This window comes from Streptomyces hygroscopicus, from assembly GCF_026168105.1.
GTDB lineage: Bacteria > Actinomycetota > Actinomycetes > Streptomycetales > Streptomycetaceae > Streptomyces > Streptomyces hygroscopicus_D.
In genome coordinates, this window is the sequence record NZ_LBMW01000025.1 from 92,104 (window position 1) to 108,499 (window position 16,396).

At 70.2% G+C, this 16,396-nt stretch carries 16 protein-coding genes and 1 pseudogene; 11 read left to right on the forward strand and 6 right to left on the reverse strand.

The genetic code is table 11. From position 1 onward, the window contains the following. Positions 1 to 181: 181 nt before the first annotated feature. From AAW14_RS23415 to thpD, 5 genes and pseudogenes are all read left to right on the forward strand, one after another. Positions 182 to 292: pseudogene (locus tag AAW14_RS23415) on the forward strand (DUF664 domain-containing protein); the annotation flags it as partial. Between the two features lie 330 nt (positions 293 to 622). Continuing rightward, complete coding sequence (gene ectA, locus AAW14_RS23420) at positions 623 to 1,165, forward strand: diaminobutyrate acetyltransferase (RefSeq protein ID WP_265565899.1); 543 nt, start codon at positions 623 to 625, stop codon at positions 1,163 to 1,165. A 52-nt stretch (positions 1,166 to 1,217) separates the two neighbouring features. Further along, positions 1,218 to 2,489 carry a diaminobutyrate--2-oxoglutarate transaminase gene (gene ectB, locus AAW14_RS23425; RefSeq protein ID WP_265565900.1) on the forward strand — a complete coding sequence of 424 codons (1,272 nt, stop codon included), beginning with the start codon at positions 1,218 to 1,220 and terminating at the stop codon, positions 2,487 to 2,489. Between the two features lie 30 nt (positions 2,490 to 2,519). Further along, a complete protein-coding gene (locus AAW14_RS23430) occupies positions 2,520 to 2,918 on the forward strand; it encodes an ectoine synthase (protein ID WP_265565901.1) in 399 nt (132 codons plus the stop codon). Further along, a complete protein-coding gene (gene thpD / locus AAW14_RS23435; RefSeq protein ID WP_265565902.1) occupies positions 2,919 to 3,815 on the forward strand; it encodes an ectoine hydroxylase in 897 nt (298 codons plus the stop codon). Between the two features lie 65 nt (positions 3,816 to 3,880). On the opposite strand, the gene AAW14_RS23440 is transcribed toward thpD, so the two are convergent. The 5 genes from AAW14_RS23440 to AAW14_RS23460 all read right to left on the reverse strand — a co-directional run bounded on the left by AAW14_RS23440 (position 3,881) and on the right by AAW14_RS23460 (position 8,812). Continuing rightward, positions 3,881 to 4,966: an aminotransferase class V-fold PLP-dependent enzyme gene (locus tag AAW14_RS23440; protein WP_265565903.1), complete on the reverse strand. Its 1,086-nt coding sequence runs from the start codon at positions 4,964 to 4,966 to the stop codon at positions 3,881 to 3,883. Positions 4,967 to 5,029: 63 nt separating this feature from the next. Then, positions 5,030 to 5,746 carry a DsbA family oxidoreductase gene (locus tag AAW14_RS23445; protein ID WP_265565904.1) on the reverse strand — a complete coding sequence of 239 codons (717 nt, stop codon included), beginning with the start codon at positions 5,744 to 5,746 and terminating at the stop codon, positions 5,030 to 5,032. A gap of 77 nt (positions 5,747 to 5,823) precedes the next feature. After that, on the reverse strand, positions 5,824 to 6,330 hold the full coding sequence (locus AAW14_RS23450) for a GNAT family N-acetyltransferase (RefSeq protein WP_265565905.1): 507 nt from the start codon (positions 6,328 to 6,330) through the stop codon (positions 5,824 to 5,826). A 273-nt stretch (positions 6,331 to 6,603) separates the two neighbouring features. After that, positions 6,604 to 7,212, reverse strand: a complete 609-nt coding sequence (locus AAW14_RS23455) for a DUF1349 domain-containing protein (protein WP_265565906.1) — start codon at positions 7,210 to 7,212, stop codon at positions 6,604 to 6,606. Between the two features lie 70 nt (positions 7,213 to 7,282). Next, the gene (locus AAW14_RS23460) at positions 7,283 to 8,812 is read right to left on the reverse strand and encodes an aldehyde dehydrogenase (NADP(+)) (protein WP_265565907.1); all 1,530 of its coding nucleotides are present in this window, start codon (positions 8,810 to 8,812) and stop codon (positions 7,283 to 7,285) included. Between the two features lie 140 nt (positions 8,813 to 8,952). Between AAW14_RS23460 and AAW14_RS23465 the strand changes: the two genes are divergently transcribed. The 6 genes from AAW14_RS23465 (at position 8,953) to AAW14_RS23490 (ending at position 14,767) form a co-directional block, all read left to right on the forward strand. Then, a complete protein-coding gene (locus AAW14_RS23465; protein WP_265565908.1) occupies positions 8,953 to 9,723 on the forward strand; it encodes an IclR family transcriptional regulator in 771 nt (256 codons plus the stop codon). Between the two features lie 3 nt (positions 9,724 to 9,726). Beyond that, positions 9,727 to 10,197, forward strand: coding sequence for a GNAT family N-acetyltransferase (locus AAW14_RS23470; protein WP_265565909.1), 471 nt, complete (start codon positions 9,727 to 9,729; stop codon positions 10,195 to 10,197). Positions 10,198 to 10,318: 121 nt separating this feature from the next. Then, a complete protein-coding gene (locus tag AAW14_RS23475; RefSeq protein WP_265565910.1) occupies positions 10,319 to 11,329 on the forward strand; it encodes a hypothetical protein in 1,011 nt (336 codons plus the stop codon). Beyond that, positions 11,326 to 12,567 (forward strand): sensor histidine kinase, encoded by a 1,242-nt coding sequence (locus AAW14_RS23480; protein WP_265565911.1) that lies wholly within the window; start codon positions 11,326 to 11,328, stop codon positions 12,565 to 12,567. The genes AAW14_RS23475 and AAW14_RS23480 overlap by 4 nt, the downstream gene beginning before the upstream one ends. Positions 12,568 to 12,577: 10 nt before the next feature. Beyond that, a complete protein-coding gene (locus tag AAW14_RS23485; RefSeq protein WP_265565912.1) occupies positions 12,578 to 13,249 on the forward strand; it encodes a response regulator transcription factor in 672 nt (223 codons plus the stop codon). A gap of 66 nt (positions 13,250 to 13,315) precedes the next feature. Further along, positions 13,316 to 14,767: a peptidoglycan D,D-transpeptidase FtsI family protein gene (locus AAW14_RS23490; RefSeq protein WP_265565929.1), complete on the forward strand. Its 1,452-nt coding sequence runs from the start codon at positions 13,316 to 13,318 to the stop codon at positions 14,765 to 14,767. Between the two features lie 43 nt (positions 14,768 to 14,810). Here AAW14_RS23490 and AAW14_RS23495 read toward each other — a convergent pair whose 3' ends face one another. Further along, positions 14,811 to 16,262 (reverse strand): NCS2 family permease, encoded by a 1,452-nt coding sequence (locus tag AAW14_RS23495; RefSeq protein ID WP_265565913.1) that lies wholly within the window; start codon positions 16,260 to 16,262, stop codon positions 14,811 to 14,813. Between the last annotated feature and the right edge of the window lie 134 nt (positions 16,263 to 16,396).

Sequence of the window (16,396 nt, forward strand, 5' to 3'; positions counted from 1 at the left end):
CGGTTACGCCTCAGGCATCGATGGCAAGAGGGGCAAATCACATACGGTTCAGCCTCGCCTCACCCTCGACCGCGGTCACACAGAGTGAGGCGCCGCTGCCGCTGCGGGCGCGATCCATGGATGCGCCGGGCCCGGCACGACGACGCCGAACGTGATCATCCGGGAGCACGCGGCGGACCTTCGTGAGGTCAGCCTCCGCTGGACGTACGTGCACATGATCGAGGAGTACGCCCGCCACAACGGCCATGCGGACATACTGCGGGAGACTATCGACGGAGTGACCGGCGCCTGAAATCGGCATTACTTTCCGGCTCCCCCGGCTCCCTTTTTCATTAAATCCCCGGTGGGCAGCTTCCCACATTCTTCTGCCCGCTTTTTCCGGACCTAAACGCAAAGATTCTGCGAACGCGAACCGATGTAATTCGGGCAGATCTCCCGGGGATTACCGGCATGTGATCGACTCCACATCGCACCCCTTTTGGCCTGTATTTTCCGGTCATACATGGGCAAATCTTCTCACCTTCACGCGAACGCGCGCGCACGCGCAATAACACATGGATCGCTCATCCGTAACCCCCTCCAGCGATGCATTTTCCAATTTCCATGGGTAAATTCAATCCGCATGACCGCCGCACAAGCAGACCTGCAAGCGGAAATCCTGGAAATGCGGAAGGGACTGCGGATCGACCGTCCGGAGACGGCGGACGGGGCCGCGCTCTGGCGCATCGCCAAGGACTCCGGAGAGCTCGACCTGAACTCCTCCTACAGCTATCTGCTGTGGTGCCGTGATTTCGCGGGCACCTCGGCGGTGGCGCGGGCCGAGCCCGACGGGCGGCCCGTCGGCTTCGTCACGGCGTACCTGAGGCCCGACCACCCGCGCACCCTCCTGGTCTGGCAGGTGGCCGTCGACGCCTCCCACCGCGGGCGCGGACTCGCGGCGCAACTGCTCGACGCGCTCACGGCGCGGGTCAGGGCCGAGCACGGTGTGACCCGGATCGAGACGACGATCACCCCGGGCAACACCGCCTCCGAGCGCCTGTTCACGTCCTACGCCCGCCGACACGGTGCGGACGTGGAACGCGAGGTCCTCTTCGAGACGAGCCAGTTCCCCGACGGGCCGCACAACCCCGAGGTCCTCTACCGCATCGGCCCCCTCTCCGTCTGACCCCCACACTCCCCCTCCCCCTCTCCCCCACGCACCGAGGAGCGTTTGAGCCGTGACCATCACCCAGCCCGACCTCAGCGTCTTTGAGACCCTGGAGTCGGAGGTGCGCAGCTACTGCCGCGGCTGGCCCACCGTCTTCGACCGCGCGCACGGCAGCCGCATGTACGACGAGGACGGACACGAGTACCTCGACTTCTTCGCCGGCGCCGGATCACTCAACTACGGCCACAACAACCCCGTGCTGAAACGGGCGCTGATCGACTATCTGGAGCGGGACGGCGTCACCCACGGGCTCGACATGTCCACCACCGCCAAGCGTTCCTTCCTCCAGACCTTCCAGGACCTCGTCCTGCGGCCGCGCGATCTGCCGTACAAGGTCATGTTCCCGGGCCCCACAGGCACCAACGCCGTGGAGTCCGCGCTCAAACTGGCCCGCAAGGTGAAGGGGCGCGAGGCCATCGTGTCCTTCACCAACGCCTTCCACGGGATGTCCCTGGGGTCCCTCGCGGTCACCGGCAACGCCTTCAAGCGCGCCGGCGCGGGCATACCGCTCGTGCACGGGACGCCGATGCCCTTCGACCACTATCTGGACGGCCGGGTCCCGGACTTCCTGTGGTTCGAGCGGCTCCTGGAGGACCAGGGCTCCGGGCTCAACCAGCCCGCCGCCGTCATCGTCGAGACGGTGCAGGGCGAGGGCGGCATCAACGTCGCCCGGCCAGAGTGGCTGCGGGGGCTCGCCGATCTGTGCGCGCGCCGCGACATGCTGCTGATCGTCGACGACATCCAGATGGGCTGCGGACGCACCGGCGCCTTCTTCTCCTTCGAAGAGGCGGGGATCACGCCGGACATCGTCACGGTCTCCAAGTCCATCAGCGGCTACGGACTGCCCATGTCGCTCTGCCTGTTCAAGCCCGAGCTGGACGTCTGGGAGCCGGGCGAGCACAACGGCACCTTCCGGGGGAACAACCCCGCGTTCGTGACGGCGACCGCCGCCCTGGAGGCGTACTGGGCCGACGGGTCCGCCATGGAGAAGCAGACGCGCACCCGCGGCGAGCAGGTCGAGCAGGCGCTGATCTCGATCACCGAGGAGAACCTCGCCGACGTCAAGGAGTACCGCGGGCGCGGACTGGTCTGGGGCCTGGAGTTCCACGACAAGCAGCGTGCCGAGCGCATCGCCCGCCGCGCCTTCGACCTCGGGCTGCTCGTGGAGACCTCGGGCCCCGAGAGCGAGGTCCTCAAACTGCTGCCCGCCCTCACCGTCACCCCTGACGAGCTGGACGAGGGCCTGAGCGTCCTCGCCCGCGCCGTGCGCGAGACCGTCTGAAACCACCCCGACAAGGAGGCACGTACCACCGTGATCGTCCGTTCGTTCAAGGACATCGAAGGCACCGACCGCCACGTCAAGGCCGCGTCCGGCACCTGGGAGAGCAAACGCATCGTCCTCGCCCGGGAGAAGGTCGGCTTCTCCCTGCACGAGACGATCCTGTACGCGGGCACGGAGACGTCGATGTGGTACGCGAACCACATCGAGGCCGTCGTGTGCGTCGAGGGTGAGGCCGAGCTGACCGACCAGGAGACCGGGAAGACGTACACAATCACGCCCGGGACCATGTACCTCCTGGACGGGCACGAGCGGCACACGCTGCGGGTCAAGCAGGACTTCCGCTGCATCTGCGTCTTCAACCCGCCCGTGACCGGACGGGAGGACCACGACGAGAACGGCGTCTACCCGCTGCTCACCGAGGAGGTGTGAATGACCGTGACCACCACCGTCACCGATCTCTATCCCAGCCGCGGCACCACCGAGGTGTCCGTCCCCCGTCAGGACCCCGTCGTCTGGGGGTCGCCCGCCACGCCCGGGCCGATCCCCGTCGCCGACCTGCAGGCCTATGAGCGCGACGGCTTCCTCGCCCTCGACGAACTGATCACCGCGGACGAGGTCGCCGTCTACCGGCAGGAGCTGCAGCGGCTGGTCACCGACCCGGAGATCCGCACCGACGAGCGGTCGATCGTGGAGCCGAAGTCCAAGGAGATCCGGTCCGTCTTCGAGGTCCACAAGATCAGCGAAGTGTTCGCGGGCCTCGTCCGCGACGAGCGCGTCGTCGGGCGGGCCCGGCAGATCCTCGGCTCGGACGTGTACGTCCACCAGTCGAGGATCAACATCAAGCCGGGCTTCGGGGCCAGTGGCTTCTACTGGCACTCCGACTTCGAGACCTGGCACGCCGAGGACGGTCTGCCGAACATGCGGACGGTGTCCGTCTCGATCGCGCTGACCGAGAACTACGACACCAACGGCGGCCTCATGATCATGCCGGGGTCGCACAGGACGTTCCTCGGCTGTGCGGGTGCCACGCCGAAGGACAACTACAAGAAGTCGCTGCAGATGCAGGACGCGGGTACGCCGTCCGACGAGGCGCTGACCGCGATGGCGAACCAGTACGGCATCAAGCTGTTCACCGGCAAGGCCGGTTCGGCAACCTGGTTCGACTGCAACTGCATGCACGGGTCGGGCGACAACATCACCCCGTTCCCGCGCAGCAACGTCTTCATCGTGTTCAACAGCGTGGAGAACACCGCGGTGGAGCCCTTCGCGGCGCCGGTCCCGAGGCCCGCGTACATCGGGGCGAGGGACTTCACCCCGGTGAGGTGAGCGCGAACGCTCCGAGCGGCCCGCCCGTCCGCAGCCGGACGGGCGGGCTGCGCCGTGTCGGAGGGTCAGCCCGACAGCACGTCCAGGAGACGATCGACGTCCGCGGCCGTGTTGTACAGATGGAAGGCGGCCCTCAGATGTCCCGCGCGGTCGGAGACCTCGACTCCCGCCCGGCTGAGCTCCGGCAGGCGGACGCCGAGACCCGGGACGGAGACGATCGGGGAGTCCGGGGCCGGAACCGGTTCGACGTCCAGGGCGCGCAGGCCGGCACGGAAGCGGTCGGCCAGGGCGAGGTCGTGGGCCTGTACGCGCTTCACGCCCAGTTCCTCCAGGAGCGCCAGGGAGTGGCGGGCGCCGGCGTACGAGAAGAGCGCGGGGCTCTCGTCGAACCGCCGCGCCGAGCGGGCGAGTTCGGTCACCGGTCCGTAACAGCTGTCCCAGGGTGCCTCGCCCGCGACCCAGCCGGCGAAGACGGGGGTGAGCCCGCCGAGGTCCTCGGGGACCACCAGGAAGGCCACTCCGCGCGGACAGACGAGCCACTTGAAGGCGACAGCGGCGACGTAGTCGTACTTCGCGGCCTCGATCGGCAGCCAGCCGACGGCCTGGGAGGCGTCCACATACGTACGGGCACCGTGTTCCCCGGCGGCCGCGCGAATGGCGGGCAGGTCGGCGATCCGGCCGTCGGCGGACTGAGCCGCGCTGACCGCGACGAGGGCCGTGGTGGGCCGCACGGACTCGGCGATCCGCTCCAGGGGAACGGTACGCACCCGGAGGTCACGGCGCATGTGGAAGGGATTCACCACGGAGCTGAAGTCGGCCTCGGCCGTGAGGACCTCGGCACCCTCGGGCAGCGAGGCGGCGATCAGCCCGGTGTAGACGGCGACGGAGGCCCCCGCCGCCACCTGGCTGACGGGAACCCCGGTCAGCCGGGCGAATGAGGCGCGGGCGGCCTCCACATCGGCGAACATGTCGGTCGGCTGCCCGGCGGCGGCCGACTCCAGGGCGGTCCGCATGGCCTCCACCGTGCGGGCGGGCAGCAGCCCGGTGCTCGCGGTGTTCAGATAGGTGTTCTTCGGGGCGAACTCGGTACGGACGAGGGTCTCGAAGGTCTCCATGGCACCACTGTGCGGCCGCGAGAACTCCAGGTCCATTGCGGAATTCTGCCTGCTTCCCTCAAGCAACGCTTATACGTCCGCCCTGACCTGCACCCTTGCTCAAGGCTGCGGCACCGCGCACCCGTCCGGGCCGCAGGCGTCCGCTCCGGCGTCCTCGATCGGCTTCAGCTGCGGGCGCTCGCCCCACGCCTGGGTCAGTGCCCGGGTGAAGACCTCGGCGGGCTGGGCGCCGGAGACACCGTACGTACGGTCGAGGACGAAGAACGGCACGCCATTCGCGCCCAGCTCGGCGGCCTCCCGCTCGTCGGCCCGCACGGCGTCGGCGTAGGCGGTGGGGTCGGCGAGCACTCCCCGGGCGTCCTCGGCGTCGAGCCCGGCCTCCGCGGCCAGCTCGACCAGCCTCTCGTCGGCCTCGGTGAAGACGGACCGCTCCTCGGCGAAGTTCGCCCGGTACAGGATCTCAACCAGCTGGTCCTGCCGCCCCTGCTCCTTGGCGAAGTGGAGCAGGCGGTGCATGTCGAAGGTGTTGCCGTGGTCGCGGCCCGTGGTCCGGTACTCAAGACCCTCGGCGGCGGCCTGCGCGCCCAGGTTGTTCTCCCCGGCCTGCGCCTGCGCCTCGCTCATCCCGTACTTCCTGGCCAGCATCGTGAGGACCGGCTGGACATCGCCCTTGGCACGGTGCGGGTCGAGCTCGAAGGAGCGGTGCACCACCTCGACCTCGTCGCGGTGCGGGAAGGCCTGAAGCGCCTTGTCGAATCGGGCCTTTCCGACATAGCACCAGGGGCAGGCGATGTCGGTCCATATTTCGACGCGCATGTCTTCGGCTTCTCTCCGGCTCGTACGGGCAGGGAGACTCTCTCTCCGCCAGTACGTGAACGTTCAAGCAGCGGAGTTCATTCCGCGGGCACGGAGAACCTGAGGAAGAGATGGTGGTCGTCCTCGGCGGGCGGGATCTCCGGGTCGGGGACCCAGCCCTGGCGGGCGTAGAAAGCCTGGGCCCGCCGGTTGTCCACATGCACGTCGAGAACGGCCGTGCGCCGTCCGTCGGCCTGCCACTCCTCGACACAGGCCGCGTGCAGGGCGGTGCCGATGCCGCGCCGCCAGTGGTCCGGGTCGACGTGGAACTGGAAGAGCTTGACCGTGTCGGGGGTGGCGCCCTCCGGAGTACGGAAGGAGGCGACGGCGGCGATGCGCCCCTGCGTGACGGCGCACAGCACATGGCCGTCGGGGCGCTCGATTGCCCCCCGCCACCTGGCCGACCAGTCGGCGCCGGCATCCGGGAGACCGTCCGGGTAGTACGTGGACCTGGCGCGCACCATCAGCCCGGCGACGGCTTCGGCCTCGATGGGCAGGGCGGTCCTGATCACCAGGGACTCCATGGTCCGATGCGCTTTGATCATGCAGCGGAAGACGTGCCGGGGTCCGCCGCGGTTCCGAGGCGGCCGAACCGGGTGCGGTACGCGCCGGGCCGGCCCCTCTGCCGGCGGGGAAGCGGCGGGTGAGGGTGCGCACGGTGACGCCCGCGTGCCGAGCCGGGTCGGCGAGCGTGAGCGGCTTGCCGGGATTGCGCCCGGCTCAGCCATGGGTTCCGGTGCGGACGTTCCTCCGTTCGGATGGCGTCGGGGGTCCGGGTGAACCGGGTCCGGCCGCCCTGCGCCTGCGCAGCCAGATCCCTACGAACCGTCCCGCAGGCCCTCCGGCCACGCGTCCCGGTACTCCAGGTGGTCGAAGGTGACGACGCACCCCTCGCCCACCGGCGACTGCGCCATGAAGCCCACCAGCGCCGCCGAGGTCGGCTCCTCGCCGGCCAGCGTGAACACACGGACGAACGTCCACCGCTGCCCGTCCCGCGACGCGTGGAACGCGAACGCCCGGCCCGTTCTGCTGATCCGCAACCAGACCGAACTGCCTTCCATGGTGAAGGAGTTGGCGTCGTCGGAATGCCCCCGGGTGACCACCGTGCAGACGGTCGGCACATCCGGTGAGTACTCCAGGCACAGCTTGGCCCAGGACCGTTCGCCGACATGGACGTAGAGCACGCCGGCGTCGAAGGCCGACGCGAAGCCGACCGTGACCCGGGCGATCAGCTGGAAGTCCCCTTCCGGCGCCCCGAGCAGCCGGGGCGCGTCGGAGGCGGCGTCCAGGGACTCACCGGTGGGCGGCACGAAACGGTCCTGCCGGGCGCCCGCCCAGCCGGTGAGCACCCCGTCCTCGTACGACCAGTTCCCGTCGGGCCCGTACGTGCGAAGCAGGAAGGGGAGTTCGGGAAGTTTCACGTCCATTGGGGGAGTGTCCCAGTTCCTGGGTTCCGGTGAGTGGATACGCCCGACAGCGGCACGGAGAACTGAACGGTCACCTCTGCGGACGGCCGTTGAACCGCCGCGGCAATCCCAGCGGGTTGCCGTCCCGCAGCTCCGGCGGCAGCAGCGCCTCGGGGGCGCCCTGGTACACAACGGGCCGCAGCCACCGCTCGATGGCCGTACCGCCGACCGATGTGGACGTGGAGGTCGTCGCCGGGTAGGGGCCGCCGTGGTGCTGCGCGGGCGCCACCGCGACCCCGGTGGGCCAGCCGTTGACCAGGACCCGCCCGGCCAGCGGGGTCAGCTCCGCAAGGATCTCCGCACCACGGCCCTCACCCGCGGCCTCCTCCGCCGACAGGTGCACCGTCGCGGTGAGATTGCCGGGAAGCCGGTCCAGGACTCGCCTGACCTCGTCCTCGTCCTCGTAGTGTGCGACGACGGTGATCGGGCCGAAGCACTCCTCCAGAAGGAGGTCGTGCTCACCTTCGGCGGCGAGCCGCCGGGCCGGGACGGTGAGGAAGCCCGCGCTGACGGTGTGCTCGCCGCCCGCTCCGGCGGTGACCGGGGACTCCACGTCGGGAAGCGCGGCCCGTTCGGCGACCCCGGCGATGAAGTTGTCGCGCATCCGGTGGTCGAGCAGGACCCCGGCCTCGGTGTCACCGACGGCGTCGGTCAGGGACTTCACCAGGCGGTCGCCGGCCGCACCCGTGGGGGCCAGCACGAGACCCGGCTTGACGCAGAACTGGCCGGTCCCCAGGGTCATCGAGCCCGCGAGCCCGGCACCGATCGCCTCGGCGCGCTCGGCGGCGGCGGCCTCGGTGACCACCACCGGGTTGAGCGAGCCCAGCTCGCCGTGGAAGGGGATCGGCACGGGACGGCCCGCCGCCGCGTCGAAGAGGGCACGGCCGCCGCGTACGGAGCCGGTGAACCCGGCGGCGGCGACCAGCGGGTGCTTGATCAGCTCGATGCCCGCCTCGAAACCGTGGACGAGCCCGATGACGCCCCTCGGGATGCCGTGCCGCCCGGCGGACCGGCGCAAGGTCGCCGCGACCAGTTCGGAGAGCGCCGGGTGGTCCGGGTGGGCCTTGACGACGACGGGGCAGCCCGCGGCGAGCGCGCTCGCGGTGTCACCGCCGGCCACCGAGAAGGCGAACGGGAAGTTGGAGGCCGAGTAGACGGCGACGACGCCCAGCGGGACCTTGTAGCGGCGCAGGTCGGGGATCGGCGGGGTCGCCGTGTCGTCCGGGTGGTTGATCACGATGTCGAGGAAGGCGCCCTCGTCGACGATGTCCGCGAAGGCGCGCAGCTGGTAGCAGGTCCGGGCGAGCTCGCCCGTCAGCCGGACCGGTCCGAGCGCGGTCTCCGCGTCCGCCGCCTCGACGAGCCGGTCCCCGGCGGCCTCCAAACCGTCCGCGGCGGAGCGCAGGAAGGCCGAGCGGACCGCACGGTCGGCGAGGGCTCCGCACGCGGCGCGGGCCGCGCGGACGGCGGTGTCCACCTCCTGGGCCGTGGCCTCCACCGCAACCTGTTCACGCTGCTTCCCGGTACGGGGGTCGACGCTCCAGACTGGTGCTGCTGCCACCGCGGGTCCCCTCCAGATGTCATGCCGCAGTACGTACGCCGTCCGCCAGGCTCGTTCGATATACTGAACGCTGTCTCTGATGATGAATACTGCTCGGAGGCTCGGAGAGTAATTCCCGTCGAACGAAGGGGTCAAGGGCGATGTCGGAAGGCGAGACAGGCGGGGCGCAGGTCAAGTCCGCGGTGCGGACTGTCGAGTTGCTCGAGTACTTCGCCGGCCGCCCCGGTATGCACTCGCTGGCCGCCGTGCAGGAGGCGGTGGGCTACCCCAAGTCCAGCCTGTACATGCTGCTGCGCACGCTTGTGGAGCTGGGCTGGGTGGAGACCGACGCGACGGGCACGCGGTACGGCATCGGGGTGCGGGCGCTGCTGGTCGGCACGTCGTACATCGACGGCGACGAGGTGGTGGCGGCGGCCCGCCCGACGCTCGACCGGCTGTCGGACGACACGACGGAGACTATCCACCTGGCGCGGCTCGACGGTACGAACGTGGTGTACCTCGCGACCCGCCAGTCGCAGCACTATCTGCGCCCGTTCACCCGGGTCGGCCGTCGGCTGCCCGCACACTCGACGTCACTGGGCAAGGCACTGCTGAGTACGTACACCGACGAGCAGGTCCGCAAGATGCTGCCCGAGACGCTGCCCGCGCTGACCGAACACACCATCACCGACCGGGAGAAGCTCATCGCGGAGCTGCACCAGGTCCGTGAGCAGGGCTTCGCCGTCGACCGTGAGGAGAACACGCTGGGCCTGCGCTGCTTCGGCGTCGCCATCCCCTACCGGACACCCGCCCGGGACGCGATCAGCTGCTCGGTCCCGGTCGCCCGGCTGACCCCCGCGCACGAACAGATGATCAAGGATGCGCTGTTCGACGCCCGTGACCGTCTCACCCTGGCCACCCGGAGGCTCTGAGGCATGGAGGTTGCGCTCCGCGAGGTCCACGACAGCGACCTGCCGGTCTTCTACCGGCTGATGAACGATCCGGAGGCCCTCCGGATGGCAGCGTTCACCCCGCCGGACCCGGCCGACCACGACGTCTTCGCCGCCCACTGGCAGCGGATCCGCGCCTCGTCCGCCGTGGTGCGCACGATCCTGGCCGACGGGGACGTGGTGGGCAGCACCGCGGTGTACGGCGAGCCGGGCGAGCGCGAGGTGACCTACTGGGTCGACCGCGCCCGCTGGGGACGCGGCATCGCCACGGCCGCCCTACGCGCCCTGCTGGGCGTGGTACCCGAACGCCCGCTGTACGCGCGGGCCGCGGCCGACAACGAGGGGTCGCTGCGCGTGCTCCGCAAGTGCGGGTTCCGGCCGACCACGCGGACCAGGGGGTACGCGAACGCACGGGGCCATGAGATCGACGAGGTCGTGCTGACGGTGGAGGGATGAAGGCGGCGGTGTCCGGCGCCGCCCGATACGCCCCGGCACCCTTCCGTCTCCCCCGCCCGGCGGAGGCGGATCGTCGTCGTGCAGGAGGCGCCCGAAGGCGCACGCCCGGGAACCTGGGCGTATGACGCACTTACTCCTCCCCGATCCCGTGACCCGCCCCCGCTTCCCCGGCAGCCCGAGCCGGCCCCGTCGGCTCCTGCGCTCCGTCGCCGTCGTCGCGTGCCTGCCGTATCTCTGCCTCAAGGTCGCCTGGATCGCCGGGAGTCATCTCGGGATACCGCAGGGGAGCCCGCTGCTGACGCATCGGACGACCATGGCCGTCGCCAACGGCATCACCGTGCTGATGGACGGCACGGTCATCGTGCTGTCCCTCCTGCTCACCCGGCCCTGGGGCCTGCGCGTGCCGGCCTGGACGCTCGCGGTGCCGATGTGGCCGGCCACCGGGCTGCTTGCACCGATCATGACCGGGTTCCCGCTTCAGCTGGTGGTGAGGGCGTTCGACGACAACCCCGGCGGCGGAGGGAAACCGTTCCTCGACGCGTGGGTGTTCGGGGTCGTGTACAGCGGGTTCATCGTGCAGGGACTGGCGCTGGGCACACTGTTCGGGCTGTACGCGCGGGACCGGTGGGGCCGTCTGTGGCGTGGCTGGGTGTGCGAACTGCCGGCCTCCGTCACCGGGGCGACGCAGCGCGCCACGGCCGTCGCCGCGGCGGTCCTCGCGCTGTGGCCGGCGACCCTGCGGCTGCTGTGGTCCTGCGGGGCCACCACCGGACTGAGCCGGGGACGTATCGCTGACCGGGGCGCCGACTCCTCCCTCATGGAGGTCCTCCACCTCGGATTCCTGATCGCCTGCGTCACCGGCGCCTGGCTGCTCGCTTTTCGGCGCGGCCGGGCGCTGCGCGTCGCGGTGCCGCTGGCCCTGGCGTGGGTGGGCTCGGGTGCCGCGGCGTGCTGGGGCGCCTGGATGCTGCTGGCGTCGCTCCCCGGCGTGGAGGACACCGCCAGCCGACCCACGCCGATGATGAGCCTCACCTACGCTGTCCAGATGATCGTCGGCATTCTCGTGGCCGCCCTCGGCGCCCACTTCCTCGCGGAGCGGTCCGCCGCGGTCGGCAGGCACCCGTCGCCGTGAGGAAGTGGGGCCGTCTCCTGTTCGGTCGGCGGGCGCGCCGTCGCTGGATCCATCTGATCCTGGGCGGCGCGCTCGCGATGCCGTACGTCCTCGTCGGCTCGGTCGTCGTAGGACCGGTCGGGGGCGCGGGCAACGTATTCGGCTCGTTCCCACTGCAACTCGTCTCCTTCGCCGTCGGGTTGCCGCTCGCCGCCCTCACCTCGCTGTTTCCGCTGACCCGGCCCCTGGAGGCGAGCGCCGCGCGCGCCCTGTGCGGCATCGATGCGGAACGGCTCGCCGACGGTCCAGCGCGGACCCGGGCCGCGAGGGCACGGACGGCGGCCTGGTTCACCCTGCACCTCGGCCTCGGCGGGATCGTGTCGGGTATGTCGCTCGCGGTGCCGCCGTTCGCGGCGGTGCTGATGGCGCTGCCGGTCTTCGCGGGGCTGCGCGACAGCCGGGTCGGGCTGCCCGAAGTCCTCGACCACTCCTGGGCGTTGGCGCTTTCGCCGATCGGCGGAGGCGCGATGCTCGTCGCGCTCGCGGCCTGCGCGGCCGGCGCGAGCGCGCTCCTGGCGCACTGGGCGCCCACGCTGCTCGGGCCCACCCCCGAGGACCGGCTCGCCGTCGCGGAGGCACGCGCCGCCGACCTCGCGGTACGCAACCGGCTCGCCCGCGAACTGCACGACTCCGTGGGCCACGCGCTGAGCGCCGTCACTCTCCAGGCGAGCGCGGCCCGCCGCGTCCTCGACACGGACCGGGAGTTCGTGCGCGAGGCGCTCGCCGCGATCGAGGACACCACCCGGCGCACGGTGGGCGAACTCGACGCCGTGCTCGGCGTGCTACGCGACGGCGACGCCCCCGGTACGGCACCCGCACCCACCCTCGCGGCCGACCTCGACGGCCTCCTGCGCCGGACCCGGGCGAGCGGGTTGCGCATCGGCGCCACCCTCGGTACCGATCCCGCGTCCCTGCCGCCCCTCGTCTCCCGCGAGGCCTACCGAATCGTGCAGGAGGGACTCACCAATGCGCTCAAGCACGCGGGCGGGCAGGGCACCGTCGCCCTGCGGACCGAGGCCGTCGACGGACATCTGGAAATCACGGTGGAAAACCCGCTGGGCGATCCCTCCGCCTCCCGCCCCGGCGGCGGCCACGGCCTGCGGGGCATCGTGGACCGGGCCCGGCTGCTTGGCGGGGCGGCCGAGGCGGGTCCGGCCGGGGGAACCTGGCGACTGCGCGTACGACTGCCGTTGAAGTGAAGGGACCCTTATGACCCACGCCCGGATCCGTGTCGTCCTCGCCGACGACGAACGCATGGTCCGCACCGCCCTGCGCGCCATCCTCTCCGCCGAGCCGGACCTGGAGGTCGTCGGCGAGGCCGCGACCGGCGCGGAGGCCGTGTCCGTCGTCCGTCAGGCGCGGCCCGACGTCGTCCTCATGGACGTCCGCATGCCGGAGACCGACGGTATCCGGGCCACCGAGCAGATCCTCGCCACACTCGACGGCCCGCCCCGCATTGTCGTCGTCACGACCTTCGAGAACGACTCCTACGTGTACGACGCGCTCCGCGCCGGGGCCGCCGGGTTCCTGCTCAAGCGGGCCGAGGCGGACACGCTCGTCCAGGCGGTACGGCTTGTCGCGCGAACGGACAGCCTGCTCTTCCCGTCGGCCGTGCGGGCGCTGGCCGCCGAGCACGCGCGCGCCCATGCGGCCCCTCCGGCCTGGGTGGCAAAGCTCACAGGCCGGGAGAGCGATGTGCTGCGGCACATGGCCGGCGGCCTCACGAACGCGGAGATCGCCCGGCGCATGGAGGTCGGCTCCGCCACCGTTAAGTCCCACGTGGCGGCGGTCCTGGCGAAGACCGGCGCACGGGACCGTACCCAGGCGGTGATCGCCGCGTACGAGGCGGGCTTCCTGAGGACGGCCCACCCGGGTTCATGAACGTCCGATGAGAAACCGGGGCGGATGGGAACGATTCGCTCCTCCTCGTTCGTCCTCCTGAGCGGGATGAACAAGACGATCAGGCGGGCTTCCGTCTTCACACTGCTGCTCGTGTTCGCTCTGCTGGTCAGGGCGACGTGGGTGCAGTTCTACGACGGCAAGGCCCTCGCGGACGACAACAACAACCGACGCAAGGCGATCGAGGCGTACGCCCAGCCACTGGGGAACATCATCGTGTCCGGCAGCGCGATCACCGGTTCCGCCAAGACGACGGGCGGTGACCTGAAGTACAAGCGCACGTACAAGGACGGCAAGCTGTACGCGGCCGTCACGGGCTACAGCTCACAGGTCTACGGAGCGACCCAGCTGGAGGGCCTCTACCAGAGCCTCCTCGACGGCACCGACAGCCGGCTCAAGAACCCCCTCGGCGCCATCACCGGCCGGCGCGCCGAGCCCGGTGACGTGGTCACGACGATCGACCCGGGCGTACAGAAGGCGGCGTACGACGCGCTCGGCGGGAACAAGGGCGCGGCCGTCGCGATCGACCCGGCCACGGGCAGGATCCTCGCGGTCGTCTCCACCCCCTCGTACGACCCGGCGACGCTCAGCGCCGGGGACAGCACGGCCTGGCAGCAGCTGAGCCAGGACCCCGCGAAGCCGATGACGAACCGCGCACTGCGCCAGCCGCTGCCGCCGGGTTCGACGTTCAAGCTGGTCGTGGCGGCGGCCGCGCTGGAGAACGGGCTGTACTCGTCGGTGGACGAGCACACGGCCAGTCCCGACCCGTACACGCTGCCGGGCACCACCCGGACGCTGTCGAACGAGAACCCGGACGCCCCCTGCGCGAACGCCACGATCAGCACCGCACTGCAGTACTCCTGCAACAACGTCTTCGCGAAGATGGCCGTCGACCTCGGCCAGGCGAAGGTGAAGGCAATGGCCGAGAAGTTCGGCTTCAACGACCAGTCGCAGGACGTGCCCGTGCGGGCGTACCCGAGCGTGTACCCGTCGGGGCTGGACCGGGCGCAGACGGCACTGACCGGCATCGGCCAGTTCGACGTCACCGCCACCCCGCTGCAGATGGCGATGGTGTCGGCGGCCATAGCCAACGGTGGCAAGCTGGTCTCGCCGCACATGGTGTCGCAGATCAGCGACGGCAACGGCAATGTGCTGGAGAACGACGACGACAAGGCCGGCTCACGGCAGATCGTCAGCTCCTCGACCGCGGCGCAGCTCCAGTCGGCGATGCAGGCGGTCGTGCAGCAGGGCACGGGTACGAACGCGCAGATCCCGGGCGTCACCGTGGGCGGCAAGACGGGCACGGCCCAGCACGGCGAGAACAACAGCAAGACGCCGTACGCGTGGTTCACGTCGTACGCCAAGTCCCCCGGCAACGGCAAGGAGGTCGCTGTCGCTGTGATGGTCGAGCAGTCGGACGCGGCGCGTTCCGAGGTGAGCGGGAACGGGCTGGCCGCGCCGGTGGCCAAGGCGATGATGCAGGCAGCGCTCAAGAACTAGGCGCCCCCCGGGGGCAACCCCATCAGGGCTGCCCCCGGCCGCCTCACTTCACGCCGAGGAGCTGCTCCACCGGGTCGATCGCGAAGTACACCAGGAACAGCGCCGACACGCCCCACAGCAGCCAGTGCACCTCCCTGGCCTTGCCGAGGACCGCCTTGATGACGACGTACGACAGGAAACCGGCGCCGATGCCGTCGGTGATCGAGTACGTGAACGGCATCGCGGCGATGGTGAGGAACGCCGGGATGGCGATCTCGTACCGGTCCCAGTCGATGTGCTTGACGTGGGTCATCATCAGGAACCCGACCGCGATCAGGGCCGGTGCGGCGGCCTGGAGCGGGACGATGGTCAGCAGCGGGGCGAGGAAGAGCGCGAGACCGAAGAGGCCGCCGGTGACCAGGTTGGCGAAGCCGGTGCGCGCGCCCTCGCCCACGCCGGCCGCGGACTCGATGTAGGCGGTGTTGGACGAGCCGGAGGCGACACCACCGGCCACCGCGGCGGCACCGTCGATGAACAGAACGCGGCCGATGCCCGGCACCTTGCCGTTCTCGTCGAGCAGCCCGGCTTCCGCGCTGATGCCCACGATGGTGCCCATGGCGTCGAAGAAGTCCGACAGGATCAGGGTGAAGACCAGCAGGATCACGGTGAGCGCCCCGGTCTTCCCGAAGGCGCCGAACAGGCTGAAGTGCCCGACGAGCCCGAAGTCGGGGGTGGCCACGATCTTGTCGGGCACCTTCGGGGTGGTCAGGCCCCAGCTCTTGATGTCGGCGACGGCGTTGATGACGATCGCGACGACGGTCATGGTCACGATGCTGATCAGGATCGCGCCCTTCACCCTGCGGGCGAGCAGCGCGATGGTCAGAAGCACGCCGAGACAGAACACCAGCACGGGCCAGCCGGTCAGCCGGCCGACGGCCCCCAACTGCACCGGCACGGTGGTGTTCGCCGCGTCCGGGATACGGCTGACGAACCCTGCGTCGACGAAGCCGATGAAGGCGATGAAGAGGCCGATGCCGACGCCGATGGCCTGCTTGAGCTGCTGCGGGATGGCGTTCATGATCGCTTCCCGTAGTCCGGTGAGGACCAGGATGCAGATCAGGATGCCCTCGATGACCACGAGGCCCATGGCGTCGGCCCAGCTCATCAGTGGGGCGAGCTGGAAGGCGACGACTGCGTTGAGGCCGAGGCCCGCGGCGATGGCGAGCGGCAGGTTGCCGCCGACCCCCATGACGACCGTCATCACACAGGCCACCAGGGCGGTGGCGGTGACCAGTTGGCCCGCATCGAGCTGGTGGCCGAACTTGTCCTTGGCGCTGCCCAGGATGATCGGATTCAGGACAAGGATATAGGCCATGGTGAAGAACGTGGCAAAGCCGCCACGTATCTCCCGGCCGAAGGTGGAGCCCCGTTCGGAGATCCGGAAGAACCGGTCGACCCCGTTCACCTCCGGGGGAGCGGCACTTGACCGGTCGGTCGCCTTCTGTGTGTCGGACATGGCGATACTCCTCGTTGCCTGATGAACCGGTGCGGGATGCTGGCTGGATTGTTCCCCTGGCGAACCGGTTTCAGGTTTTCCCCGTGTTACGGAATCGAGTTCGACCTGCCACACGTCGTTCGACATTCCGTACA